This window comes from Inquilinus limosus (assembly GCF_051487185.1).
Taxonomy (GTDB): Bacteria; Pseudomonadota; Alphaproteobacteria; order DSM-16000; family Inquilinaceae; genus Inquilinus; species Inquilinus limosus_F.
The window spans coordinates 143,245-168,455 of the sequence record NZ_JAHVDK010000001.1 but is presented as its reverse complement, the minus strand read 5'-3'; the positions used below and the strand labels follow the sequence as shown (position 1 = coordinate 168,455).

The following is a 25,211-nucleotide window of genomic DNA, read 5'->3' as shown; positions in this document are numbered from 1 at the left end:
CTCAGGCCCCCGCCCCGATGCGGATCCGCGGGTCGACCATGGCGTAGAGGATGTCGACCACCAGGTTGATGGTGACGAAGATGAAGGCGCTGAGCAGCAGGTAGGCGGCCATGATCGGGATGTCGACATTGGCCACCGCCTGGATGAACAGGAGGCCCATGCCCGGCCATTGGAACACCTGCTCGGTGATGATGGCGAAGGCGATGATCGAACCGAGCTGCAGCCCGGTGATGGTGATGACCGGAATCAGCGTGTTCTTCAGCGCATGGCCGAAATGGATCGCCCGGTCGGTCAGGCCGCGGGCCCGGGCGAAGCGGATGAAGTCGGTGCGCATCACCTCCAGCATCTCGCCGCGCACGAGGCGCATGATCAGCGTCATCTGGAACAGGCCGAGCGTGATCGCCGGCAGGATCAGCGAGCGGATGCCGGAGAGGGTGAGGAACCCTGTGCTCCACCAGCCCAGCTGCACCACCTCGCCGCGGCCGAAGGAGGGCAGCCAGCCGAGCTCGACCGAGAAGACGAAGATCAGGAGAATGCCGATCAGGAAGGTCGGCAGCGACACCCCGACCAGCGAGGCGCCGAGGAACAGGCGCGAGATCCAGCGCTGGGGATAGAGGCCGGTGAACACGCCCATCGGCACGCCGACCAACAGCGCCAGGAGGGCGGAGGTCAGCGCCAGCTCCAGCGTCGCCGGCGCGCGTTCGCCGATGAGAGTCGAGACCGGCTGCTTGAACTGGTAGGAGTTGCCGAAGTCGAACTGCGCGGCATGGCCGGCATAACGGGCGAACTGGACGATCACCGGGTCGTTCAGCCCCAGGCTCTCGCGCAGCGCCTCGCGCTCCGCCTCGGTGGTCTCCTGCCCGACCATCTGGTTGATCGGGTCGCCGACGAAGCGGAACATGGTGAAGGCCAGAAGCGCCACCACCAGCATCACCAGGATCGCCTGCGCCACGCGCGTCAGGATGAAGGCCAGCATCGCACCCCGCTGCCGATGAGGAAGACGGGGCGGCGGCTCCGCGCCGCCGCCCGGCAGGTCCGGACCGTTGGCCCTAGCTCTTCTTGATCCAGTCGAAGATCAGCCAGTTGTCCGGCCGCTGGACCACGGTGAACTTCTTCGACACGCCCCAGGACAGCGCCTGCTGGTGCAGCGGCAGATAGCCGACATCCTGGTTCAACAGGATGTCGTAGGCCTGGGCGATCAGGTCGTCGCGCTTGGTCTTGTCGCCCTCCACCGAGAAGGCGTCGATCAGCGCGTCGACCTTGGGGTTGCAGTAGCCGCCGTCGTTCGAGACGGCGACGCCGGGCGCCCGGCAGCGCACCAGGTTGTTGAAGACGCTGAGCGAATCGTAGCCGTCCGGAGTCCAGCCCAGCAGGTAGAAGCTGGTGCTGTGGCCGCCGGCCTCGCCGATCTGGGTGAAGTGTTTGGCGCGCGGCTGGGCGTTCAGCGTCACCTTGACGCCGACCCGGGCCAGCATCGACGCCACGGCCTGGCAGATCGCCTCGTCATTGACGTAGCGGTCGTTCGGGCAGTCGAGCGTGACCTCGAAGCCGTCCGGATAGCCGGCCTCGGCCAGCAGCTTCTTCGCCGCCTCCGGATCGTAGGGATGCCGCTTGAACTCGCCGGCGCGGTCGAACAGCTTGGGCGAGATCATCAGCGCCGTCGGCGTCGCCTGGCCGCGCATGATGCGCTGGGCGATCGCGTCCTCGTTGATCGCCTGGTAGAAGGCCAGGCGCACCCGCTGGTCCTTGAACGGGTTCTTGCCCTTGACGCTGGAGTAGAGCAGTTCGTCGCGGCTCTGGTCCAAGCCGAGGAAGATGGTCCGCAACTCGGGCGCGGTCAGCAGCGCGGTGTCGGGATTGTTGGCGACACGGTCCTGGTCCTGCACCGGCACCGGGTCCACCCAGTCGACCTGCCCGGACAGGAGCGCGGCGACGCGCGTGGCCGAGGACGCGATCGGCGTGAACTCGACCCGGTCGATGTTGCCCTCCGGCTTGCCCCACCAGTTCGGGTTGCGCACGAACACCGTCTTCACCCCGATCTCATGGCTTTCGACCATGAAGGGGCCGGTGCCGTTGGCGTGCAGCACCGCATAGCCCGGGTTCTTGTCGGCCGTGGAGGACGGTGCCACGGCGTTGTTCGCCTCCGACCACTCCTTGTCGAAGATCGGCCAGGAATCCCAGGTCGCGTTCAGGAGCGGGTTGGGCTTGGTCAGGACGAAGTCGACCGTGTGGTCGTCGACCTTCTCCGCCTTCATGTCCGACGGGACGCGGCCCTTGATGTCCGACCCCGGAGCGCGCAGCCGGTCGAGCGAATACAGCACGTCGTCGGCGGTGAACGGGTTGCCGTTCTGGAACTTCACGCCGTCCCGGAGATGGATGCGCCAGCGCAGCCCGTCATCGGTCACCTCCCAGCCCGTCGCCAGCGCCGGCACGATCTTCATCTCCTGATCGCGCTTCGTGAGCCCTTCGTAGACGTTGCTCATCGTCGCCGTCGTGAAGGTCTCGTTGAACTGGTAGGAGTCCAGCGTGTTCAGGTTGCCCTGGAAGGCGAACCGGAACACGTTCTCCGCCCGCGCCGTGGCCGAACCCGCCAGGATGGCCGCCCCGACCAAAAGCCCGGCCGCGGCCCATCGCAGCGGCGCGGGCGCCGCCAGGGCCAGGGATCGCTGTCTGCCTCTCTGTCTCACATCGGCCATCGCTGCCTCTCGTTCGGTTCTTGGTTGCGGGGAGCCGAGCAGGGCCGGCCGGGACCGGGCGATCGAAAGCGCGCCCGTCCGGTCTCCGCCGGCGCGATGTGTTGCCTCCCGCCCGGATGATTGCGCGAGTTTCGCTCCGGGTCGAGCCGGATCGGGAAGGAATGCCCAAATCGAGGGCAGCGGACGGCGTGCCTGCCGGCAAATGCGGTCTGCAATCCCTCGATTCCTTCCCCCGGCCTCGCGTCCCCGGAGATGTCACGCAACTGCCGTGCCAAAGCCGCCGGGCTGGGATGCCGATCCGCCGTCCACGGCCGCAGCCGGCCAGCTTGCACGGTATCCGCCCAGGCCCTAGGGTACGCCGCTTCTGTCCTGGAGAATGCCGCGGTGCGCTATATCAGCACCCGGGGGAACGCCCCCGCCCTTGCCTTCGACGACGTGCTGCTGGCCGGCCTCGCCCGCGACGGCGGGCTGTACCTGCCCGAGACCTGGCCCACCCGCTCGGCCGAGGAATGGCGGCGCCTGCGCGGCCTGCCCTATGCCGAGCTGGCGACCGAAGTGATGCTGCCCTTCGTCGAGGGATCGCTGACCCGGCAGGAGCTGGCGGCGCTGGCGGCCGAGACCTATGCCGGCTTCGACCACCCAGCGGTGGCGCCGCTGGTCCAGCTCGATCACGAGCTGTGGCTGATGGAGCTGTTCCACGGCCCGACCATCGCCTTCAAGGACTACGCGCTGCAGCTGCTGGGCCGGCTGTTCGACCATGTGCTGACCAAGCGTGGCGAGCGGGTGATGATCGTCGGCGCCACCTCGGGCGACACCGGCTCCGCCGCGATCGAGGCCTGCCGCGACCGCGCCGCGGTCGACATCGTCATCCTGCATCCCGAGGGCCGCACCTCCGAGGTGCAGCGCCGGCAGATGACGACGGTCATGTCGCCCAATGTCCGCAACATCGCGCTGAAGGGCAGCTTCGACGACTGCCAGGATCTGGTGAAGGCGATGTTCGCCGACGCCGCCTTCCGCGACGAGATGCATCTCTCAGCGGTGAACTCGATCAACTGGGCCCGGATCATGGCCCAGATCGTCTATTACGCCGCCGCCGCCCTGGCGCTGGGCGCGCCAGACCGGCCGGTGGCCTTCGCCGTGCCGACCGGCAATTTCGGCAACGTGCTGGCCGCCTATGCCGCCCGGCGCATGGGCCTGCCGATCGCAAAGCTGGTGGTCGGGTCGAACCGCAACGACATCCTCGACCGCTTCTTCAAGTCGGGTGAGATGCGGATGGACGGGGTGGTGCCGACGTTGAGTCCGTCGATGGACATCCAGATCTCCTCCAATTTCGAGCGGCTGCTGTTCGAGCTGTGCGACCGCGATGCCGACCGGCTGGGCGCGCTGATGGCGGAGTTCCGCGGCACTGGCCGTTTCGCCGTGACCCCGGCGATGCATCGCGCCGCGACCGAGCTGTTCGCCAGCCATCGCCTGGACGACAAGGGCACGCTCACGGTGATCGCCGAGACGCGCGCGAAGACCGGCCAGACCATCGACCCGCACACCGCCTGCGGTCTGGCCGCCGCCCGCGCCAACCCGGCCGATCGCGGCATTCCGATGGTGGTGGCCGCGACCGCCCATCCCGCCAAGTTCCCGGACGCGGTCGAGCGTGCCACCGGCTGGCGCCCGCCGCTGCCGCCGCATCTCGCCGACCTGTTCGAGCGCGAGGAGCGGTTGACCGTGCTGGCCAACGACCTCGCCGCGGTCGAGGGGTTCGTCCGCCAATCCCGCACCAACGGGGGGCCGCGATGATGCCGGTCCGACAGAGCACCCTGTCGAACGGTCTGCGCGTCGTCACCGACCCGATCGGCACGGTCGAGAGTGCCTGCGTCGGCCTCTGGGTCGGGGCCGGCACGCGGCACGAGACCGCCGAGGTCAACGGCGTCGCCCATCTGCTCGAACACATGGCGTTCAAGGGCACGCGCCGGCGCAACGCCCAGGACATCGCCCAGGAGATCGAGGCGGTCGGCGGTCATCTCAACGCCTATACCAGCCGCGAGAACACGGCCTATTACGCACGCATACTGAAGCAGGACGCGCCACTGGCGCTCGATATCCTCGCCGACATCCTGCAGCACTCGGTGTTCGACGAGGCCGAGCTGGGGCGCGAGCGCGCCGTGGTGCTGCAGGAGATCGGCCAGGCGATCGACACGCCGGACGACATCATCTTCGACCAGTTTCAGGAGGCCGCCTTCCCGGACCAGCCGATCGGCTGGCCGGTGCTGGGCACGGCCGAGATCGTCGGGTCGCTGCCGCGCGAGGCGATCGCCGGCTATATCGGCCGCAACTACGGCGCCGACACCATGGTGCTGGTCGCCTCCGGCAACATCGACCACGACCGGCTGACCGAACAGGCCGAGCGGCTGTTCACCGGCCTGCCGGTCAGGGCCGAGGCGCGCACCGCCCCCGCCGCGTATCACGGCGGCGAGCATCGCGAAGAGCGTGATCTGGAGCAGCTGCACCTGGTGCTGGGCTTCCCGGGCCTCGCCTATGCCGACCCGGATTTCTACGCCGGCTCGGTGCTGTCGACCCTGCTCGGCGGCGGCATGTCCTCGCGCCTGTTCCAGGAGATCCGCGAGAAGCGCGGCCTGGTCTATTCGATCTACTCCTTCACCAGCGCCTATCAGGATGGCGGGCTGTTCGGCATCTATGCCGGCACCGGCGAGAGCGAGGTGCGCGAGCTGATGCCGGTGCTGTGCGGCGAGATCGGCCGGGCGGCGGCGGATGTGGCGGAGGACGAGGTCGCCCGCGCCCGCGCCCAGATCAAGGCCGGCCTCCTGATGAGCCTGGAATCGACCATGGCGCGGGCCGAGCAGCTGGGCCAGCAGATGCTGATCTTCGGCCGCCCGGTGCCGCCGGAGGAGGTGGTGGCGCGGATCGATGCGGTCGACGCCGCCGCGGTGCGTCGGGTCGCCGAGCGCCTGTTCCGCACGGCCCCCACCCTGGCAGCGCTCGGGCCGGTCGGACAGCTCGAGAGCTACGACGCGATCCGGGCCCGGATCGGCTGACGGCGTTGAGCGGGGCGGCGGTGATCGGCTTCTTCCGAACGGGGCTCGGCACCCTTCCGCCGGTCCGGATCGAGGGCCGGCGCACCTTCCTGCGGCCGCCGCGGCTGCGCGACTGGCGCGCCTGGGTGACGCTGCGCGGCGAGAGCCGGGCGTTCCTGACGCCGTGGGAGCCGACCTGGCCGGAGGATGCGCTGAGCCGCGCCGCCTATCTGCGCCGGCTGCGCCGCCAGATCTACGAATGGCGGCAGGACGAGGGCTACGGATTCCTGATCTTCGAGCGCGAGAGCCGGCAGCTGGTCGGCGGCATCGGCTTCTCCAACGTCCGCCGCGGCGTCGCGCAATCGGCCTCGATCGGATACTGGATCGGCGAGCGCTTCGCCCGGCAGGGGCTGATGACCGATGCCACGGCGGCGGCGGTCGCCTTCGGCTTCAACCAGCTCGGCCTGCACCGAATCGAGGCGGCCTGCCTGCCGCACAACGAGGCGAGTCAAAAGCTGCTGACCCGGCTCGGATTCACCCGCGAGGGCTATGCCCGCGCCTATCTCAAGATCGACGGGGATTGGCGGGATCACCTGCTGTTCGGGCTGGTCGACACCGAGTTCCACGGCGGGCCGTGACCATGCCGCTTGATGCTGTTCGTCTGCGCGCCTAGGGTTCAGGCAAAATTATGGCGGAACGCGGCACGTGGCATTGGACTGGGACACCCTCTCGCGCACCCTGCGCCCCGAGAACAGCCCCGGCTTCCTGCTGTGGCAGGTGGCCAATCAGTGGCAGCGGCTGCAGCGGTCGACCCTGGAGCCCCTCGGCCTGACCCATGTCCAGTTCGTGCTCCTGGCCGGCCTTGCCTGGCTGAGCCGCAAGGAGAACGACGTCACCCAGGCCCGGCTCGCCGCCTTCTGCAAGACCGACGCGATGATGACGAGCCAGGTGGTGCGGTCGCTGGAGGCCGGCGGCTTCATCGCCCGGGCGCCGCACCCGACCGACAGCCGGGCCCGGCAGCTGCGGGTCACCGCCAAGGGCGCCGAGGTGCTGAACGCCGCCATGCCGCGGGTGCGCGAGGCCGACGCCCAGTTCTTCGGAGCGCTGCAGGAGAGCCAGGGCTTCGTCGAGCAGCTGCGCCGGCTGTGGGCCAGCGGCGCCAAGCGCGAGCCTTAGAACGCCTACTGCGCCAGCAGCACCGCCGGGATCAGGAACAGCAGCGGCGCGAACAGCGCCACCCGCATGCGCGGCAGCGCCACGCCGTTGCGGCGCAGCAGGGTGAGCTGAATGTGCAGCACCAGAAACAGGGTGCCGGCGAAGACCAGCGCCGCGACGGACAGCGTCAGCAGGTCCAGCGCGCGCAGCAGCGCCAGAGTCGCGACCATCAGCCCGGCGCAGCCGACCAGCCACGTCGTCGCCTGATGCGAGATCAGCGCCCGGTTGACCCGCAGCTCGACATGGGCCAGCGACACCCACCAGATCGTCTGCATGCAGACGATCGGCAGCAGGCGCGACATCTCCGGCAGATGCGCTGACCAGCCCGGCAGCAGCCGGTCGCCGAACAGCTCGAAGCCGGCGAGGATCACCGCCGCCCCGGTCATGGTCAGCGCCAGGAGGCCGAGATAGAACCGGTCGAACCATTCGACCGAGGCCTCGTACAGCGTCTTGAAGAAAGCGGTGACGATCAGCTGGTGGACCAGGAAGATCGCCGCCGAGATGCGGAAGCAGACGGAATAGACCGAGACCGCCTCGACCGACAGGAACCAGCCGACCAGGATGCGCGAGCTGTTGACGATGGCGAAATTGACCAGCGAGTTCACCATCATGAAGAAGCCCATCCGCCGCGCATCGGCATAGGCGGCGAGGAAGCGCGGCCGGATCGTCCGGGCGAGGCCGAAGAGGGCGAAGACGGTGAAGCCGAGCGCCGCGCCGCCGCAGCCGATGATCACCGGCCATAGCGGGACCTGCCGCAGCGCGGCGAAGACCAGGGCGCCGACGATCAAGAACACGTAGAGGGCCAGGTTGTCGGCCACCAGAATGCCGAAGCGCCGCCCCATGGCGCGGTAGTAGACGCTGGCCGCGACCTGAGCCCCGGCGGTGGCGATGGTGATGCCGGCGAAGACGTGCAGCAGCGGGCCCGAGACGGCATAGGCGATCGCGGCGCCGGCCAGGCCGATGACGCCGATCGAGGCGACGACGAAGAACAGCAGGTCGAGGACCCGGTCGTCCTTGCGGATCAGCACCAGCTGCGGGATCGCGCCCGGAATGCCGAAGCTGAGAATCTGCGCCCCGATCACGCCGATGCTGAGCCCCAGCTCGGCCGTGCCGTAGTCCTGGATGCTCATGATCTGCGACAGCAGCAGCGGCCCGAAGAAGGCGGAGCCCTTGCCGAGCGCGAAGGCCAGCAGGAACAGCGCCGCCTGCCAGCCCACCGCCCTCACCCGGGCCAGGTTCATCGTGAACGCCATGGCACCGCTCGTGGAGAGCGTCTCACTCCGGTTCCCAGACCGTCATCGCGAGGCGCGCAGCGCCGTGGCGATCCAGGGGCCGGTGCCGCTGGATGGCCGCGCCCCTTCGGGGCTCGCAATGACGATGCGGGCACGGGGTGCCGTGAGCGCAATTCGGGTCAGGCCCGGAGGTAGACGCGGTTGACATGGGGATCGAGCGCCAGGCCGCGGGCCACCCGGTCGGCCTCCACGATCGGGCGCAGCGGGCCGTACAGGATCGGGCCCTGGCAATAGACCACCTGGAAGATCAGCCGCGGCGTCTGCCGCGCCGGCAGGCCGCGATGCAGGCCGAAGGTGTTCTCGAGAAAGCTGGTGCCGGCGGGCCCCTCGAACTGCACGAAGCGCTCGCGTCCGAAGGCGGTCTCGACTTCGGCGTCGGAGTAGCGGCGGATCGGCATCAGCCGGTCCTCGCGGTGCGAGCCGCGGACATAGATGTGCGGCCCGGCCCCGGCATCGACGTCGGTCAGGTAGACGAACAGCTTGATGAAGCGCCAGTCGTCGTAGTCGCGGTGGAACAGCTCGGCATGCTGCCCCTCCTCATGCCCGGCGATCGACCACCAGGCGGCCATGTAGCTGATCGTGGGCTTGCAGCCGAGGGCGCCCTGCACCGCCTCCAGCACCGCCGGGTCGTTGGCGATGGCGAGCGCGTGCGGCGCGTTCACCACCACCTCGGGCCGGAAATGCGCGACATGGGTGCCGGCCGGCGCCTGCTCCGGCGCCTGGAAGGTGCCGTGCTCGGGCTTGTAGGGGTTGAAGGAGGGATGCCCGGCGAAATAGCGCCGCATCTCCTCGATTCTCTCCGGCGTCATCAGCCAGGGCGTCATGGCGAAGCCGTCGCTGGCAAGGGCGGCGGCGGCGGCCTGGGCCTGAGGCGCGCCGGCGACCGGGCCGCGCCCGACCCGGCTGGCGATCCGGTCGGCCACCCAGTCCCGCCAGGCGACGCGCCGGAACCGGCGCTGCAGCAGGAACCGGGTCATCAGGCCGGCCTTGGCCGCGTGTTCGGAAAGGGCTGCCATCAAAATCTCCTCGCGCCGAGCGCTGCACGCCATCGACGATGGCCCGGGACGGAACGGATCCGCCCCGGGCCACCAGCGGTCAAATTCCGCTGCGAGTCCTATACCGGTCGTGTCCGCGCGCACCAAGAATGATTTTCATCTCGGTCCGCACGGAGCGGCCGGCCCGGGGGGCAATGGTCACTCGGCCGCGCGGTAGATCTCCCCGCCGCCCTCGCGGAACCGCGCCGCCATCTCCGCCATCCCCGCCTCGGCGCTGGCCCGGATCTCCTGCGTGATCTTCATCGAGCAGAATTTCGGGCCGCACATCGAGCAGAAATGCGCCGTCTTGGCGCCCTCTGCCGGCAGCGTCTCGTCATGGAAGGCCAGCGCCGTGTCCGGGTCGAGCGACAGGTTGAACTGGTCGCGCCAGCGGAATTCGAAGCGGGCGCGGGACAAGGCGTCGTCGCGTGCCTGCGCCGCCGGATGACCCTTGGCCAGGTCGGCGGCATGGGCCGCGATCTTGTAGGTGATGACGCCAGTCTTGACGTCATCGCGGTTCGGCAGGCCGAGATGCTCCTTCGGCGTGACGTAGCAGAGCATCGCCGTGCCGAACCAGCCGATCATCGCCGCGCCGATGCCGGAGGTGATGTGGTCGTAGCCCGGCGCGATGTCGGTGGTGAGCGGCCCGAGCGTGTAGAACGGCGCCTCGCCGCAGGCGGCGAGCTGCTTGTCCATATTGGCCTTGATCTTGTGCATCGGCACATGGCCGGGGCCTTCGATCATCACCTGGACATCGTGTTCCCAGGCGATCTTCGTCAGCTCGCCCAGCGTCTCCAGCTCGGCGAACTGGGCCGCGTCATTGGCGTCGGCGATCGAGCCGGGGCGCAGCCCGTCGCCCAGCGAGAAGGCCACGTCATAGGCCCGCATGATCGCGCAGATCTCGCGGAAATGGGTGTAGAGGAAGCTCTCGCGGTGATGCGCCAGGCACCATTTCGCCATGATAGAGCCGCCGCGGCTGACGATGCCGGTGACCCGCTTGGCCGTCAGCGGGATGTGGGGCAGCCGCACCCCGGCATGGATGGTGAAATAGTCCACCCCCTGCTCCGCCTGCTCGATCAGCGTGTCGCGGAAGATCTCCCAGGTCAGGTCCTCGGCCACGCCGCCGACCTTCTCCAGCGCCTGGTAGATCGGCACTGTGCCGATCGGCACCGGGGAATTGCGCAGGATCCATTCCCGGGTGGTGTGGATGTTGCGGCCGGTCGACAGGTCCATGACCGTGTCGGCGCCCCAGCGGATCGCCCACACCATCTTCTCCACCTCCTCCGCGATCGAGGAGGTGACGGCGGAGTTGCCGATATTGGCGTTCACCTTCACCAGGAAGTTGCGGCCGATGATCATCGGCTCGGATTCCGGGTGGTTGATGTTGGAAGGGATGATGGCGCGGCCGCGCGCGACCTCGTCGCGCACGAATTCCGGCGTGACGTGGTCCGGGATCGCAGCGCCGAAGCTCTCGCCGTCGCGCGCCGCCTCCTCCCTGAGGCGCTCGCGGCCGAGAGTCTCGCGGATCGCGACATACTCCATCTCCGGCGTGACGATGCCGGCGCGGGCATAGGCCATCTGCGTCACCGCGGTGCCGCCCTTGGCCCGGAGCGGCCGCCGGTCGCCGCGCCGGAACTCGAACAGGTTGGCCGCCTCGCCGGGGCGGCGGCCGTCGTCCTCCGGCCGCACGGCACGGCCGTCATAGGCCTCGACGTCGCCGCGGGCGGCGATCCAGCCGGCGCGCAAAGGCTGCAGGCCGGTGCCGATGTCGATCAGCGCGTCGGGGTCGGTGTAGGGGCCGGAGGCGTCATAGACCCGGAGCGGCGGCTCGCCCGACTCCGGCGACAGCTCGATCTCGCGCATGGCGACGCGCAGATCGGGATGGCGCTCGCCGGGCACATGGATCTTGCGCGACGCCGGCAGCGGGCCGGTGGTGACGGTTGTGGGGATGGCGTCCTTGGGCATCGGCGTCCTCCTCGATCGAACGGATTGAGGGCGTGCCAAGGACGGAAAGCTGGAAAGAAGGCGGCTGAGCGCGCATGTGGTTCCATTCCCTACGCCGGCACGACCCGGATCAGGTTCGAAGGGTTCCCACGTCGCGAATGGTGTGGTGTCTCAGCTCCCTACCGGAGCTCCCCTCGGAACGCCCCGATCAGAGCGCGCCCGGGGACGGGATGTCAAGCAGCGGCTGACCGGAGGCGCCCCCCTATCCGTCTCGAAGGCCCACGGCCTCGCCGCTTCGCCTCGCACTTGATCGCATTCCTAAAAACATCTACATTCCAACGCACTGGGGTGGATTTCTGAGTCTTCGGTTGAGAGCGAGCGATGCTTCGACGCGCCTGCGTGCTGTCGGTCGCGCTGGTCCTGGCCGCCTGCGGCGGCGGGCCGGAGATCGTGCGCAACCCGACCGGAAGCGGCATCGCCCGCTATGTCACCGCCAACGCGCCGGAGGAATGCGTGCCCTATGCCCGCGCCGTCTCCGGCATCCAGATCCGGGGCGATGCCTGGACCTGGTGGGATCAGGCCGACGGGGTCTACGGCAAGGGCAGCGCACCGCGCTCCGGCGCCGTGCTGGTGCTCGGCCGGTCGGACCGGCTGAGCGCCGGCCACATCTCGGTCGTGGTCTCGGTGCGCAATTCGCGCGAGATCACCGTGTCACACACCAACTGGGGCAATGACGGGCCGACCCGGCGCCGGATCTACCGCGAGCAGTCGGTGATCGACGTCTCCGCCGACAATGACTGGACCGCGGTGCGGTTCTGGAACCCCGACACCGGCGCCTATGGCGGCGTCTACGAGGCGGATGGCTTCGTCTACCCAACCACCGCCTAGAGATCGCTCGATAATGCTACTGGCGCGGCCGCCTGACGGCGGTTCCTGCGCTTCCGGTGCTCACGGACCTCCATGTCCGCTGCGCTCCGGTTCTCGGAACCACCGCCAGTCGACTCACGCCAGCGCATTCTCAAGCGATCTCTGAGACCCACGGGGAGCCTCTCGACGATTCGGGGGCGCTTCGGCTATAAGCCCGCGCGCGACCGCGGCACGGCCGCAGCGCTTCGGACGTTTCTACCCATGACACTGCCCCTTCCCACCCCCGATCCGCGGGCGCGCCGGCGCCTGGAGATCGGTCTTGCCCTGCTGGCGGAAGGCCGGCCGGCCGAGGCCGCGGACGCCATCCGCGCCGCGATCGAGATCGACCCCGGCGATGTCGAGAGCCGCTACGCGCTGGGCCAGGCGCTGGAGGCGGCCGGCGGCGATGCCGCCGCGGCTTATCACGCTGCGCTGGAACTGGACCCGGACGACCGCATGGGCGCCGCGGTGCGGCTGGCGCTGATCGGCGCCGCCCCGGTGCCGGCACAGCTGCCCGAGGCGCATGTCCGCACCTTGTTCGACCAGTACGCGCCGCGCTTCGACGCCGCGCTGGTCGAGGCCCTGCGCTATCGCGGGCCGGAGCTGCTGCGCCGCGCCGTCGACCGGGCGGCGCCGCCCACCTCATCGGCAGACGGCTACCTCGACATCCTCGACCTCGGCTGCGGCACCGGCCTGGCCGGCCTCGCCTTCGCCGACCGCCGCCGCCGGCTGGACGGCATCGACCTGTCGCCCGGCATGATCCTGCAGGCGATGGCGCGGAAGCTATATGACCGGCTGGAGCCGGGCGAGATCGTCGCCGCCCTGGCGGACTGGCCGGAGCGGTACGACCTGGCCCTGGCGGCCGACGTCGCGGTCTATATCGGCGATCTCGCGCCGCTCTTCGCCGCGACCCGCCGGGTGCTGCGGCCGGACGGCCTGTTCGCCCTCACCCTGGAGGCACATGACGGCGCCGAGGGCGAGGGCTGGCGCCTGGGCGACCACCACCGCTACCAGCACTCCGCCGACTATGTCCGCGCGGCCGCGGCCGGCGCCGGCTTCGTCGTGGTCGAGATCGACTCCGCCTGGACCCGCACCGAGAAAAAGGTGCCGCTGCCCGGCTGGGTCGCAGTGCTGCGGGCGGCATGAACTACCGCCACGCCTTCCACGCCGGCAACCATGCCGACGTCGTCAAGCACGTGGTGCTGGTGGCGCTGCTGAAGGCGCTGCGCGGCAAGGACAAACCCTTCTCCGCGCTCGACCTCCACGCCGGCATCGGCCGCTATGCGCTCGCCGCCGAGGCGGCCAAGACCGGCGAATATGTCGACGGCATCGCCCGGATCGAGCGGGCGCCGGAGGCGCCGGCCGCGGTCGCGCGCTATCTCGAGCTGGTCCGCACGTTCAACCCGTCCGGCCGGCTCGAGATCTATCCCGGGTCGCCGCGGCTGGTCCGGGCGCTGATGCGGCCGGAGGACCGGCTGACCCTGGTCGAGCTGCATCCGGAGGACCATGCGACGCTGCGCGCCGAATTCGCCGGCGACGGCCAGGTTGCGATCCATCGCCGCGACGCCTGGGAGGCGCTGCGCGGCCTGCTGCCGCCGCAGCCGCGGCGCGGCCTGCTGTTGCTCGACCCGTCCTATGAGCAGCCGGACGAGCTGGCGCGCCTCGCCCGCGGCATCACCACGGCGCATCGCCGCTGGCCGGAGGGGGTGATCGCCGGCTGGTACCCGATCAAGGACCGGCCGCCGGTCGACGCCATGCTGACGACGCTGCCACCCCTGCCCCGCGCCCGGGTGGCCGAGCTGACCGTGTTCGACACGCTGTTCCCGGCCCGCCTCAACGGCTCAGGCCTCGTCCTGGTCAACCTGCCCTGGGGCGTGGAGGAGGCGCTGCGCGAGGCCCTGGCCTGGCTGCAGCCCCGGCTGGCCCGCCAGGGCGGCGACTGGCGGCTGGAACCGCTGCCGGGCTGACGACCGGAATTCCGTCGTCGCCGGGATGCCGCCGCGCTAGGCTTCCTGGATTGCGTAGGGGGATTTCTCGATGCGATTTTTTGGACTGGCAGTCCTTCTAACGGCACTTTCGGCCTGTGCCGCGCCGACATCTCGGCCACCTGTCTTGCAATCGGGCGCGCCGCCATTCCGAGTGGTTGCCCCCACCGGGTACTGCCTGGCGGACAACGCGGACCCGTTGGCGTCCGGGTTTTCCCGAACCCGCGAACAGGTGTCCCAGCTCGGCGGTCGGGTGCTGGCGGTCTTCCGACCATGCGACGAGCCCATCCCGGAGCGGGACCCCACGAAGCGCTGGCACGGCACCCGGCTGATGTTCAGTGTCAAGTCGGTTCCCTCCGCCATGACCCGGCAGGCCTATCTGGCCGGCGTCGCGAATCCAAAGCATGTCGAACTCGCGAACAAGTCCGTCTTCCCGATGCTGCGGAAGTCGACGCCGGACGCCATCAGCAGCAGCACGGTCATCAGCGACTGGCTCCCCCTCGGGTCAGATACCGACGCCGTGTATGCAGGCTTCGATGTCGTTACCCGTGGGCCACCCACCGGCATGACGCTGACGACGCGATCCGTCTCCGCCGATACGCTGATCGGCGCTTACGCCCTGAATGTGACCGTCCTGGACCTGACCCTGAACCTGCCACCCAAGGATTGGGACGCTCTTCGGGAGATAGCCGCCGGAGTGGTCCGCGCGACGATCGCCGGAGCGGATCGGGTCGACCAGTCGCCGGCACGGCCTTCCAGTGTGAGCCCGACGACCTGATCGTCACCGCCGGCCCCGAAGCGCCTCAGGCCTCTTTCCTCTGCCGCTCGATCTTCTTGCGCTCGTTCGGGTCGAGGATCTGCTTGCGCAGGCGGATGGTCTTCGGGGTGACCTCGACCAGCTCGTCGTCGTTGATGTAGGTCAGCGCCCGCTCCAGCGTCATCTGGATCGGCGGGGTCAGGCGCACCGCGTCGTCCTTGCCGGCGGCGCGGATGTTGGTCAGCTGCTTGCCCTTCAGGACATTGACCTCGAGGTCGTTGCCGCGGGTGTGCTCGCCAATGATCATGCCCTGATAGACCTTGGCCTGCGGCTCGATCAGCATCGGGCCGCGATCCTCCAGGTTCCACAGCGCATAGGCCACCGCCTCGCCCTGGGCGTTGGAGATCAGCACGCCGGTGTGGCGCGAGGCGATTGCGCCCTTGTGCGGGGCGTAGCCGTGGAAGATCCGGTTCAAGACGCCGGTGCCGCGGGTATCGGTCAGGAACTCGCCCTGATAGCCGATCAGGCCGCGGGTCGGCACCAGCATGACGAGGCGCTGCTTGCCGCCGCCCGAGGGCCGCATCTCCAAGAGCTCGCCCTTGCGCTCGGACAGCTTCTGCACGACGACGCCGGAATGCTCCTCGTCGACGTCGATCGTGACCTCCTCGATCGGCTCCAGCAGCTGGCCCGAATCGTCCTTCTTGAACACCACGCGCGGCCGGCTGATCGACAGCTCGAAGCCCTCGCGGCGCATGGTCTCGATCAGGATGCCGAGCTGCAGCTCGCCGCGGCCGGCCACCTCGAAGGCGTCCTTCTCGGCGGTCTCGGTGATCCGCAGCGCGACATTGCCCTCGGCCTCACGGAACAGCCGGGCGCGGATGACACGGCTGGTGACCTTGTCGCCCTCGGTGCCGGCCAAGGGGCTGTCATTGACCGAGAAGGTCATGGCGATGGTCGGCGGGTCGATCGGCTGGGCCGGCAGCGCCTCGGTCACCGACGGGTCGCAGATCGTGTCGGCGACGGTCGCGGTCTCCAGCCCGGCGATGGCGACGATGTCGCCGGCCTCGCCGGCATCGATCGGCTGCCGCTCGATGCCGCGGAAGGCCAGCACGCGGCTGATCCGCCCGGTCTCGATCGTCTCGCCGCTGCGCGACAGCGCCTTGACCGACATGTTCGGCTTGACCGTGCCGGATAGGACGCGCCCGGTCAGCACCCGGCCGAGATAGGGGTTGGCCTCGACCGTGGTCGCCAGCATGCGGAAGGGCTGATCGGCCTCGACCTTCGGCGCCGGCACATGCTTGACCACGAGGTCGAACAGCGGCGCCATGTCGGTCCGCTCCGCCTCCAGGCTCTCGGCCGCCCAGCCCTGCTTGGCCGAGGAGAACAGGGTCGGGAAGTCGAGCTGCTCGTCATTGGCGTCGAGCGCGGCGAACAGATCGAACACCTCGTCATGCACCTGATGCGGGCGGGCGTCGGGCCGGTCGCATTTGTTGATCAGCACGATCGGCCGCAGGCCCAGCTTCAGCGCCTTGCCGGTGACGAACTTGGTCTGCGGCAGCGGCCCCTCGGCCGCGTCGACCAGCACCACCACGCCGTCGACCATGTTCAGGATGCGCTCGACCTCGCCGCCGAAATCGGCGTGGCCCGGCGTGTCGACGATGTTGATGCGCACATCCTTCCACACCAGCGAGGTGCATTTCGCCAGGATGGTGATGCCGCGCTCGCGCTCCAGGTCGTTCGAGTCCATCACCCGCTCGGCGACCTGCTGATTCTCGCGGAAGGCCCCGGACTGGCGCAGCAGCACGTCGATCAGCGTGGTCTTGCCATGATCGACATGGGCGATGATGGCGATGTTCCGGATATCCATGGTCCGTCCAAGGGGCGGGAGGGCGGGAAGCGTGCGGGCAAAACAAAGGACGGCGGACGGGTCGTCTTGCCAACGCCCCAGCCGCCGTTGCCGCGAAATATAGGCAGATCGGCGCCGAGCGCAAGCCGAGTGCAGCAAATCGTTGACAAAACGAGAGAAAATTTAAGGCAACGAAAGCCGCGTGGTATGTGTTCCCATCAGGCACAACCGAAGCGCGAGCGGCGGGCAGCTCCGCGCGCGCGGCGTAAGGGGGAGCGCGGGATTGCGGACAAGACTGGGCAGGATCGGGTGGCTCGGCCTCCTCGCCGCATTGATTCCCCCGGCAGGGCTGCTGGCCCAGGACGAGCCGGCCACCGACGGCGACGCGCCGGCCGAGGCGACGCCGCTGCCCGACGAGCTGCCCTATACCGCCACGCTGGAGCCGATTGCGGACGAGAACGCGACGGCGGCGCTGACCGGCGCCTCCAACCTGTTGAAGCTGCAGTCCAGCCCGCCTTCCGGCCCGGTCGGGCTGGTCCGCCGGGCGCTGGCGGACCGCGACCGGCTGTACGGCGCGCTCGGCGCCCTGTCCTATTACGGCGGCGAGGTCCACATCACCATCGACGGCGTGGGCCTGGACGATCCGGGGCTGATCGACCGGCTGACGGCGCGGCAGAGCAAGGATCCGGTCAAGGTCTCGATCAAGATCGATCTCGGTCCATCTTATAAGTTCAAGACCGTGCGGCTGACCGACACCCAGGGATCGGAGCAGCTGCCGGTGACGATCGACCGGGCCCCGCTCGGCCTCGACCCCGGCGAGCCGGCGCTGTCGGCCACCATTCTCAGCGCCGAGGGGGCCATGGTGGCGCAGATGAACGACCAGGGCTACCCGCTGGCCAAGGTGCCGTCGCGCGACGCGGTGGTCGACCATGCCGACCGGACCATGGACCTGACCGAGGTGCTGGATCCGGGGCCCAAGGCCGGCTTCGGCCCGGTCACGGTGGAGGGCGAGGACACGGTCAGGGAAAGCTTCATTCTCAGCCGCGTGCCCTTCGTCACCGGCCAGACCTATTCGCCGGAGCAGATCCAGGACCTGCGCAAGGACCTGGCCGATCTCGGCGTGTTCAGCAATGTCCGGGTCACCACCGCGGACCAGGTGGACGCCCAGGGCAACGTGCCGGTGACCATCGCGGTGAAGGAGCGGCCGCTGCGCTTCATCGGCTTCGGTGCCAAGTACGAGACCAATTACGGCGCCGGGGTCAACGCCTATTGGGGCCACCGCAACCTGTGGGGCGGGGCCGAGCAACTGCGGATCGACGGCGAGGTCAGCGGCCTCGGCTACAACAACGCAACCGAGCCGAACTTCAAGTTCGGCGTCAGCCTGAAGGTGCCGGGCTTCCTCGACCGCAACACCACCTTCGACGCCAAGGCCGAGGCGGTGCGTGAGGTGCTGGACGCCTACACCAGCACCCGCGGCACGGTGCAGGGCATTGCCACCTATCACTACACCAAGCAGATCGATTTGCTGGCCGGCCTCAGCTTCGAGATCGGCCATGTCGAGAACGAGCACGGGGTCTGGGACTACACCTTCGTCGGCATTCCGCTCGGCGCCAAGATCGACACCACCGACAACCTGCTGAACCCGACCAAGGGTTACCGCGCGCAGTTGTCCTTCACCCCCTACCCCACCTTCCTCGGCTCCTCGGTCGACATGATCGTGACCAAGGCGCTGGGGTCGGCCTATCTCGACCTGTCCGGCGGCGACGGCGACATCGTCCTGGCCGGACAGCTGGGCATCAGCAGCATCGCCGGCCCGACCCTGGACGAGGTGCCGCCCGACAAGCGTCTCTACGCCGGCGGCGGCGGCAGCGTCCGCGGCTACAAGTACCAGAGCATCGGCCCGCTGGACGAGCACGACAACCCGACCGGGGGGCTGAGCTCGATCATCGGCAGTCTGGAGCTGCGCTACAAGATCACCGACACGATCGGCATCGTGCCCTTCTTCGATGCCGGCGGCGTCTATGAGAAGAGCGTCCCGGATTTCGGCAGCGACATCCAATACGCGGCCGGGCTGGGCGCCCGCTACTACACCGGCATCGGGCCGATCCGCGCCGACGTCGCCTTCCCGCTGAACAAGCGCAAGAGCGACGACAGCTTTCAGCTCTACATCAGCATCGGGCAGGCCTTCTGATGCGGGCGTTGCGCATCCTCCTCATCCTCCTCGCGGTCGTGATCGGCCTGCCCATCGCGCTGCTGCTGATCGTGTTCGCGGCGGCGCAGACCGGCCCGGGCAAGCGCCTGATCGCCGACCAGGCTGGCGGCCTGGCCAGCTCGCCGGAGATGCAGGTCTCGGTTGGCGCGATCGAGGGCTTGGTGCCCTTCGACATGACCGTGCGCGACGTCGCCGTGTCCGACCCGGCCGGCAAGATGATCACGGTCGACTGGGCCCGGATGGCCTGGAGCCCGACGGCGCTGCTGCGCCGCACCTTGCGGATCGACGCGGTCGAGGCCGGCACGGTCACGGTCGACCGCCTGCCCGCCGGCGGTGCCGAGCCGGAGCCCGAGCCCAGCCCGGGCGGCTTCTCGCTGCCGCGGCTGCCGGTCGACATCCGGCTCGACCGGCTGAACGTCGAGCGGATCGCGATCGGCCCGGCCGTCGCCGGGATGGCGGCGGCGCTGAACGTGGCCGGCGACGCCCGGCTGGGGGATCCGTCGCAAGGGCTGGCGGCCAATCTCGCCGTCCGCCGGCTGGACGGGTCGGCCGGCGACATCACCGCCCGGCTGGCCTTCATCCCGTCGACCGAGCAGCTCGACGTCGCCGTGTCGGTGCAGGAGCCGCCGGGCGGCGTCATCGCCACCATGGCCCAGTTCCCGGAGCAGCCGCCGGTCGACATCAGGCTCAACGGCACCGGCACCCTGCGCGACTGGCGCGCCACCCTGGCCGGCAAGGTCGGCGATCTGGGCGGCGTCAACGGCCAGGTGCGGATCGAGCCGGGCGAGGGTCGCCGGCGCCTGACCATCGATCTCGACGCCGACGCGGCCCGGCTGGTCCCGGCCGCGCTCGCCGCCACTGCCGCCCCACTGCTGCAGGGGCGCACGACGCTGAAGGCCGAAGCCGAGATCGCCGATGCCGGCCCGATCACGATCCGGCAGCTCGACGCCGCGGCGGCGGCCGGCAGCGTCTCGGTGACCGGCAGTGTGAATCCGACCGGCAACCAGGTGGATCTCGCCTACAAGCTGCAGGCCGGCGCCGCCGCAGGCTTCGCCACGCTGCTGCCGCCTGGCACCGGCTGGGAGTCGCTGACCATCGACGGCACCGCCAAGGGCGCTCTGGACGCGCCGGTGGTGGTGGCCGCGATCCGCGGCGCCGGGCTGCGCCAGGATCCCTACGGCGCCGGCACGCTGGCGGTCGACCTGACGGCGACGCCGCAGGGCCCGCTCTCCGACCCCGAGGCCCCGATCGGGCTGCGCGTCACCGCCTCCGCCGACGGCCTCGCGCTCGGCGACCCGGTGCTCGAGACGGCGGCCGGGCACACCCTGCAGCTCAGCCTCGACGGCAGCGCCACCCAGTCCGGCAAGGCGGTGATCGACCGGCTGGAGACCCGGCTGGACAACGCCGTGCTGACCGCCAGCGGCCGGGGCGACGCGATGGTGCCCTCCGGCGATGGCACGCTGCGCCTGACTGCCGCCGATCTCGGCCACTTCTCCGGACTGGTCGGCCAACAGATCGCTGGCAATCTCGACCTGACGGTCAGGCCGATGCTGGCCGCGGACGGCACCGCCACCCTGGAATGGGACGGCACCATCGGCGAGGCGAATGTCGAGGCGACGCCCACTGCCGCGGTGCTGGGGCAGCGCACCACCCTGACCGGCCGGGTGGAGCGCGACGCCGGCGGCAAGATCACCGTCTCCGGCATCAGCGTGAAGGGCGAGAAGGCCTCGCTCGACGCCTCCGGGTCCCTGGACGGCGACGCGATCGAGGGCAGGATCAAGGCGGCGCTCGGCTCGCTCGCCGCGGTCGCCCCCGGGGTGGAGGGCGCGGTGTCGGTCGACGCCACCCTGTCCGGCAGCATCGGCGCGCTCGGCGTCCGCGGCCAGGTCGTCGCCGACGGGGTGAAGAGCGTCGGGCATACTATCGAACACATGACCGTCGACATCGACGCCGCCGGCCTGCCCTCTGCCCCCGCCGGCACGGTGAAGCTGGCCGGCACGGTCGACAACAAGCCGGCCACCGGCAACATCGTGTTGGGCCAGAAGCCCGACGGCGGCATCGATGTCAGCACGCTGGTGCTGGACGTCGCCGGCATCAAGGCCGACGGCAACGCCGCGGTGGCGGCGGACGGCAAGCCGGTCGGCGGCACGGTCCGCTTCGCCGTCGCCGATCTCGGCGTCGTCGGCGCCTTCATCGGCCAGGCGCTGCGCGGCCGGCTCGACGCAACCCTGTCACTCGACCCCGCGGCCGGGGCCAAGATCGACCTGACCGCCCACCGCGTCGCCTATGCCGACCAGGCCCAGCTCGGCGAGATCCGGCTGACCGGGACGGTGCTCGACCCGATGGCCGACAGCCGGCGCATCCAGGACGGCCGGCTGCTGGTCACCAACGCCACCGCCAGCGGCACCCCGATCAGCCGGGCCGAGCTGACGGTCGCCGGCACGATGCAGCAGTTGGCGCTGCGGCTGCAGGCCGCGACCGGCTACGGCACCGCCGACATGGCGGCCGATATCGGCCTGAACGGGGCCGAGACCGTGGTCGGCCTGAAGAGCCTGGCGATCCGCCAGTCCGGGCAGTCCGTCACCCTGAGCAAGCCTGCCACCATCCGCGCCGGCGCCGCGGGCGTCGACCTCGGCACCATCGACCTCGCCGTCAGCGGCGGCGGCAGCGTCACCCTGTCCGGCCGCGCCGGAGACGCGCTGGACCTGCGCGCCCGCATCGCCCGGCTGCCGCTCGGCCTGGCCTCGATCGCCAGCCCCGGCCTCGACCTGCAGGGCCGGCTTGACGGCGACGCCACCATCACCGGCAGCGCCGCCGACCCGGGCGGCAAGTTCTCGCTGAAGGTCTCCGGCGCCAAGATGGGCGGCATCGACACCGCCGGCCTGCCGGCCGTGGACGCCACCGCCGACGGCACTCTGGGCAGCCGCCGCGTCACCGTCACCGGCCGGGTCACCGCCGGGCGCGCCCGGCTCGACCTGCAGGGGGCGGTGCCGCTGGGCGGCGGCCCGCTCTCGGCCTCGGCCAAGGGCCAGGTCGAGCTGGCGATGTTCAACGACTTCCTGGCCGCCGGCGCCGACCGCATCAGCGGCCCGCTGTCGCTCGACATCAGGGTCGAGGGCACGCCCGAAAGGCCCCAGGCCTCCGGCACCGTCACCCTGCGCAACGGCAGCTACCAGAACTCGGAATACGGCGTCCGGCTGCAGAACATCAATGCCACGGTCACCGGCGCCGGCGACAGCTTCCGCCTGACCAGCCTGTCGGCGAAGACGCCGGGCGGTGGCACCGTCACCGGCAGCGGCAGCGTCACCTTGGGCCCGCGTGGCAGCCTGCCGGTCGACCTGAGGATCCAGACCAGCAACGCGCTGCTGGTCTCCAGCGAGTTGGCGACAGTCCATGCCGACAGCGACCTTTCCCTATCCGGCGACCTGTCGGCCGACTCGTTGTTCCAAGGTTCGATCAGGATCCGCAATGCGATCATCCACATCCCGGACAGCTTCCCCGTCTCGGTAACGCCGATCCCGGTGCGCCAGATCAACGTGCCGCCGGAGATCGCAGCCCGGATGAAGGCGGAGGGCGTTGCCCTCAACACGGCGCCACCGCCATCCCGGAACCGAAACCAGCCGCAGAAACCTCCCTCCCAAATCCGGCTCGATGTCACCGTCGACTCGCCGAATCAATTCTATGTCCGCGGCCAGGGCATCGACGCCGAGATGCAAGGCCAGCTCCACATCGTCGGCACGACCTCCACCCCCGATATCCAGGGCAACTTCGAAATGCGCCGCGGACAGATCTCGAAGTTCGGCCAGCGCCTGGACTTCGAGCACGGCAATCTCAGCTTTGATGGCGGCGTGATGGACCCGCGGCTGGACTTTCTGGCCTCGACCCGAGCCGGCGACGTCATCGCCTATATTCAGGTCGGCGGCTATGCCTCGAAGCCGGAGCTGACGCTGAGCTCGTCGCCCGAGTTGCCGCAGGATGAGGTGCTGGCGCGCCTGCTGTTCGGCCAGGCCACCAGCGAGCTCAGCCCGACCCAGGCGATCCAGCTGGCCCAGGCCGCGGCGGAGCTGGCGGGCGTCGGCGGCGGCTCGGGCGGCCTGCTCGGCGGTCTCCAGCAGTCGCTCGGCCTCGACCAGCTCGACTTCAACACCGACGCCTCCGGCGGGTCCGCGATCGGCCTTGGCCGGTACATCACCAAGGGCGTGCGGGTCGGGGTGGAGCAGGGCATCGATGCCGGCAGCACCCGGGCCACGGTCACGATCGACGTGACCGACCACATCAAAGGCAAGGCCGAGGTCGGCGGCGACAGCGGCGGCGGCGTCGGGGTAACGATGGAGTGGGACTACTGAGGCAAGGGCCGCGACCCATTGCCGCAACCTGGAGTTGCATTATCTGCAATGTCCGCTCATCGCCCCGTCGCCAGAGCGCGAAAAATTGCCGTCTTGTATGGATTTGCCTGCTTCGCAGGGGATATCTCTTGTATTGAAAGTTGAATACAATTTTATATTCTTTTGATGAAATTTTTTTGTTATATTCATTCGACTTGTCTGTAATGTCCTTTCTTGGCACGCATATTTTTCATCCCCAACGAGACCTGGCGGAGGGACCAGCAGATGGCGCTTGAGAAAGCCCCGGTGCCGCGGGACGGGGACGCACTGTTCGACGACACCTCCTGCGAGACGATCTACGCTTTGGATTCCCGGCAGATCATGGAACAGCGCTGGTACAAGCGCTTCGGCGGCGACGAGGCCGGCTATCGCCTGCACCGCGACGCGGCGCCAGCGCGTGTCGAGTATCATGACAACGGCGCGGTGCGCCGCGAGGACTGGTACCAGGCCGGGCGCTACCACCAGACCGAGAGGCCCGCGGTGACCGTCTATCATCCCGACGGCACGCCGAAATTCGAATGGTGGTTCGTGGCCGACGAAGCCCATCGCGAGAACGGGCCCGCCTATGTCCACTACGGCCGCGATGGCAGCCGGCTGGAGCGCTGGTACCGGTACAATCAGCGCCACCGCACCGACGGGCCCGCCGTGGTCGAGCGCGACCGGGACGGCGTCGTCTGCAAGGCCGAGTGGTGGCTGGGCGGCAAGGAGGTCACCCCCGCGGCCGAAGCCTTCCTGGCCGAGACCGGGGCGCGGTGGCCGTTCGATCCGAAGACCGAGACCCGTTTCCTGGAGCAGGTGCTGGCCCGCGCCGCATAGCCGGGGACCTCAGCCAAGCTTGTCCGGCTCCGCGTCGCCGTCTCCGGACAGCTCGTCCCGCGGGATCGGCACGGCCCCTTCCGGCAGGTGCCGGCGCAGGAATTCGGCCAGCATCTCGATCTCGCTGCGCCGGGCCGCGCCCCGGCGCCAGACCAGGCCGATCCGGCGCGACGGCGCCGGCGCATCGAAGGGTCGGAGCGCGATGTCGCTGTCGGCCGTGGTCGGCGCGGTGCAGGCCAGGGCCGGCAGGAGGGTGATGCCGATCCGCCCGGCCACCATCTCGCGCAAGGTCGACAGGCTGGTGGCGCCGAAGGCGTCCTCCTCCGTCCGCGCCGCGCTGCGGCACACCTCCAGCGCCTGGTCGCGCAAGCAGTGCCCGTCCTCGAGCAGCAGCAGATGCTCGCCCGACAGGTCGCCCGGCGTCACTCGGTTGGCCTGGGCCAGCCGGTGCCCGCTCGGCACAGCCAGGAGGAAGGGCTCGTCGAACACCGGCAGCGCTTCCAGCTTCACATCCGCAACCGGCAGGGCCAGCAGCGCCGCCTCCAGCTCGCCGCGGCGCAGCCGCTCCACCAGCCGGTCGGTCAGATCCTCGCGCAGATACAGGCGCAGATCGGGAAAGCTGCGGCGCAGCATCCGCATCAGCCGCGGCAGCAGATAGGGGCCGAGGGTCGGGATGACCCCGAGCCGGAAGTCGCCGGCCAGGGGTGCCGCCCGGTCGCGGGCGGCGAGCAGCAGGTCCTGGGTCTCCGCGAGGATCCGCCGCGCCCGCGCGACCACCGCCTCGCCCAGCGGGGTCAGGATGATCCGCCGCCTCGACCGCTCGAACAGCGGCCCGCCCAGCAACTCCTCCAACGCCTGCACCTGGGCGCTGAGGGAGGGCTGGCTGACATGGCAGGCGGCCGCGGCCCGGCCGAAATGCCGCGTGTCGGCGACCGCGACGACGTAGCGGAGCTGCCGCAAGGTGATCGGCTGTTTCATAGGATCAACCTATCATAATCCTCGGAACAATCGATTGGATTATGGGAATCCCCTTTGCTATCTGCTTGCTGCAGCGCGAAATTATTTCCGCTGCACCGCAAACACGAAGCCTACGACAG

Annotated in this window: 18 protein-coding genes and 1 riboswitch; of the genes, 11 read left to right on the top strand and 7 right to left on the bottom strand. The window is 69.6% G+C overall.

Features of this window, described 5'->3' with window-relative positions:
• Position 1 precedes the first annotated feature (1 nt).
• Together KXR53_RS00820 and KXR53_RS00815 are read right to left on the bottom strand one after the other, a co-directional pair.
• A complete protein-coding gene (locus KXR53_RS00820; RefSeq protein WP_437372447.1) occupies positions 2 to 976 on the bottom strand; it encodes an ABC transporter permease in 975 nt (324 codons plus the stop codon).
• Positions 977 to 1,049: 73 nt separating this feature from the next.
• Positions 1,050 to 2,696, bottom strand: a complete 1,647-nt coding sequence (locus KXR53_RS00815) for an ABC transporter substrate-binding protein (RefSeq protein ID WP_437372445.1) — start codon at positions 2,694 to 2,696, stop codon at positions 1,050 to 1,052.
• A gap of 384 nt (positions 2,697 to 3,080) precedes the next feature.
• On the opposite strand from KXR53_RS00815, the gene thrC reads away from it, so the two are divergent.
• The 4 genes from thrC (at position 3,081) to KXR53_RS00795 (ending at position 6,898) form a co-directional block, all read left to right on the top strand.
• Positions 3,081 to 4,487, top strand: a complete 1,407-nt coding sequence (thrC, locus tag KXR53_RS00810; protein WP_437372443.1) for a threonine synthase — start codon at positions 3,081 to 3,083, stop codon at positions 4,485 to 4,487.
• The gene (locus tag KXR53_RS00805) at positions 4,484 to 5,743 is read left to right on the top strand and encodes a M16 family metallopeptidase (protein ID WP_437372441.1); all 1,260 of its coding nucleotides are present in this window, start codon (positions 4,484 to 4,486) and stop codon (positions 5,741 to 5,743) included. The genes thrC and KXR53_RS00805 overlap by 4 nt, the downstream gene beginning before the upstream one ends.
• 5 nt (positions 5,744 to 5,748) lie before the next feature.
• Entirely contained in the window at positions 5,749 to 6,360 is a 612-nt protein-coding gene (locus tag KXR53_RS00800; RefSeq protein ID WP_437372440.1) for a GNAT family N-acetyltransferase, read from the top strand.
• Between the two features lie 67 nt (positions 6,361 to 6,427).
• Positions 6,428 to 6,898, top strand: coding sequence for a MarR family winged helix-turn-helix transcriptional regulator (locus tag KXR53_RS00795; protein ID WP_081991322.1), 471 nt, complete (start codon positions 6,428 to 6,430; stop codon positions 6,896 to 6,898).
• Between the two features lie 5 nt (positions 6,899 to 6,903).
• On the opposite strand, the gene KXR53_RS00790 is transcribed toward KXR53_RS00795, so the two are convergent.
• The 3 genes from KXR53_RS00790 to thiC form a co-directional block, all read right to left on the bottom strand.
• Positions 6,904 to 8,190, bottom strand: a complete 1,287-nt coding sequence (locus tag KXR53_RS00790; protein WP_437372438.1) for a lipopolysaccharide biosynthesis protein — start codon at positions 8,188 to 8,190, stop codon at positions 6,904 to 6,906.
• A 158-nt stretch (positions 8,191 to 8,348) separates the two neighbouring features.
• A complete protein-coding gene (locus KXR53_RS00785) occupies positions 8,349 to 9,245 on the bottom strand; it encodes a phytanoyl-CoA dioxygenase family protein (protein ID WP_437372436.1) in 897 nt (298 codons plus the stop codon).
• 177 nt (positions 9,246 to 9,422) lie between these two features.
• Positions 9,423 to 11,228 carry a phosphomethylpyrimidine synthase ThiC gene (gene thiC, locus KXR53_RS00780; protein ID WP_437372434.1) on the bottom strand — a complete coding sequence of 602 codons (1,806 nt, stop codon included), beginning with the start codon at positions 11,226 to 11,228 and terminating at the stop codon, positions 9,423 to 9,425.
• A 68-nt stretch (positions 11,229 to 11,296) separates the two neighbouring features.
• Positions 11,297 to 11,412, bottom strand: a riboswitch (TPP riboswitch).
• A gap of 176 nt (positions 11,413 to 11,588) precedes the next feature.
• Here thiC and KXR53_RS00775 point away from each other — a divergent pair.
• From KXR53_RS00775 to KXR53_RS00760, 4 genes are all read left to right on the top strand, one after another.
• Entirely contained in the window at positions 11,589 to 12,095 is a 507-nt protein-coding gene (locus tag KXR53_RS00775; protein ID WP_437372432.1) for a CHAP domain-containing protein, read from the top strand.
• A 240-nt stretch (positions 12,096 to 12,335) separates the two neighbouring features.
• A complete protein-coding gene (locus KXR53_RS00770; protein ID WP_437372430.1) occupies positions 12,336 to 13,259 on the top strand; it encodes a class I SAM-dependent DNA methyltransferase in 924 nt (307 codons plus the stop codon).
• Positions 13,256 to 14,080, top strand: coding sequence for a 23S rRNA (adenine(2030)-N(6))-methyltransferase RlmJ (locus tag KXR53_RS00765; protein WP_437372429.1), 825 nt, complete (start codon positions 13,256 to 13,258; stop codon positions 14,078 to 14,080). The genes KXR53_RS00770 and KXR53_RS00765 overlap by 4 nt, the downstream gene beginning before the upstream one ends.
• Positions 14,081 to 14,330: 250 nt before the next feature.
• Positions 14,331 to 14,876 (top strand): hypothetical protein, encoded by a 546-nt coding sequence (locus KXR53_RS00760; RefSeq protein ID WP_437372427.1) that lies wholly within the window; start codon positions 14,331 to 14,333, stop codon positions 14,874 to 14,876.
• A 25-nt stretch (positions 14,877 to 14,901) separates the two neighbouring features.
• Here the strand turns inward: KXR53_RS00760 and typA are convergent, their stop codons facing one another.
• Complete coding sequence (typA, locus tag KXR53_RS00755; RefSeq protein WP_437372425.1) at positions 14,902 to 16,722, bottom strand: translational GTPase TypA; 1,821 nt, start codon at positions 16,720 to 16,722, stop codon at positions 14,902 to 14,904.
• Between the two features lie 262 nt (positions 16,723 to 16,984).
• On the opposite strand from typA, the gene KXR53_RS00750 reads away from it, so the two are divergent.
• The 3 genes from KXR53_RS00750 (at position 16,985) to KXR53_RS00740 (ending at position 24,114) form a co-directional block, all read left to right on the top strand.
• Positions 16,985 to 18,892: an autotransporter assembly complex protein TamA gene (locus KXR53_RS00750; protein ID WP_437372423.1), complete on the top strand. Its 1,908-nt coding sequence runs from the start codon at positions 16,985 to 16,987 to the stop codon at positions 18,890 to 18,892.
• 8 nt (positions 18,893 to 18,900) lie between these two features.
• Positions 18,901 to 23,259 (top strand): translocation/assembly module TamB domain-containing protein, encoded by a 4,359-nt coding sequence (locus KXR53_RS00745; RefSeq protein WP_437372421.1) that lies wholly within the window; start codon positions 18,901 to 18,903, stop codon positions 23,257 to 23,259.
• Between the two features lie 264 nt (positions 23,260 to 23,523).
• Positions 23,524 to 24,114 carry a hypothetical protein gene (locus KXR53_RS00740; protein WP_437372420.1) on the top strand — a complete coding sequence of 197 codons (591 nt, stop codon included), beginning with the start codon at positions 23,524 to 23,526 and terminating at the stop codon, positions 24,112 to 24,114.
• A 9-nt stretch (positions 24,115 to 24,123) separates the two neighbouring features.
• Here KXR53_RS00740 and KXR53_RS00735 read toward each other — a convergent pair whose 3' ends face one another.
• A complete protein-coding gene (locus KXR53_RS00735) occupies positions 24,124 to 25,092 on the bottom strand; it encodes a LysR substrate-binding domain-containing protein (RefSeq protein WP_437372418.1) in 969 nt (322 codons plus the stop codon).
• Between the last annotated feature and the right edge of the window lie 119 nt (positions 25,093 to 25,211).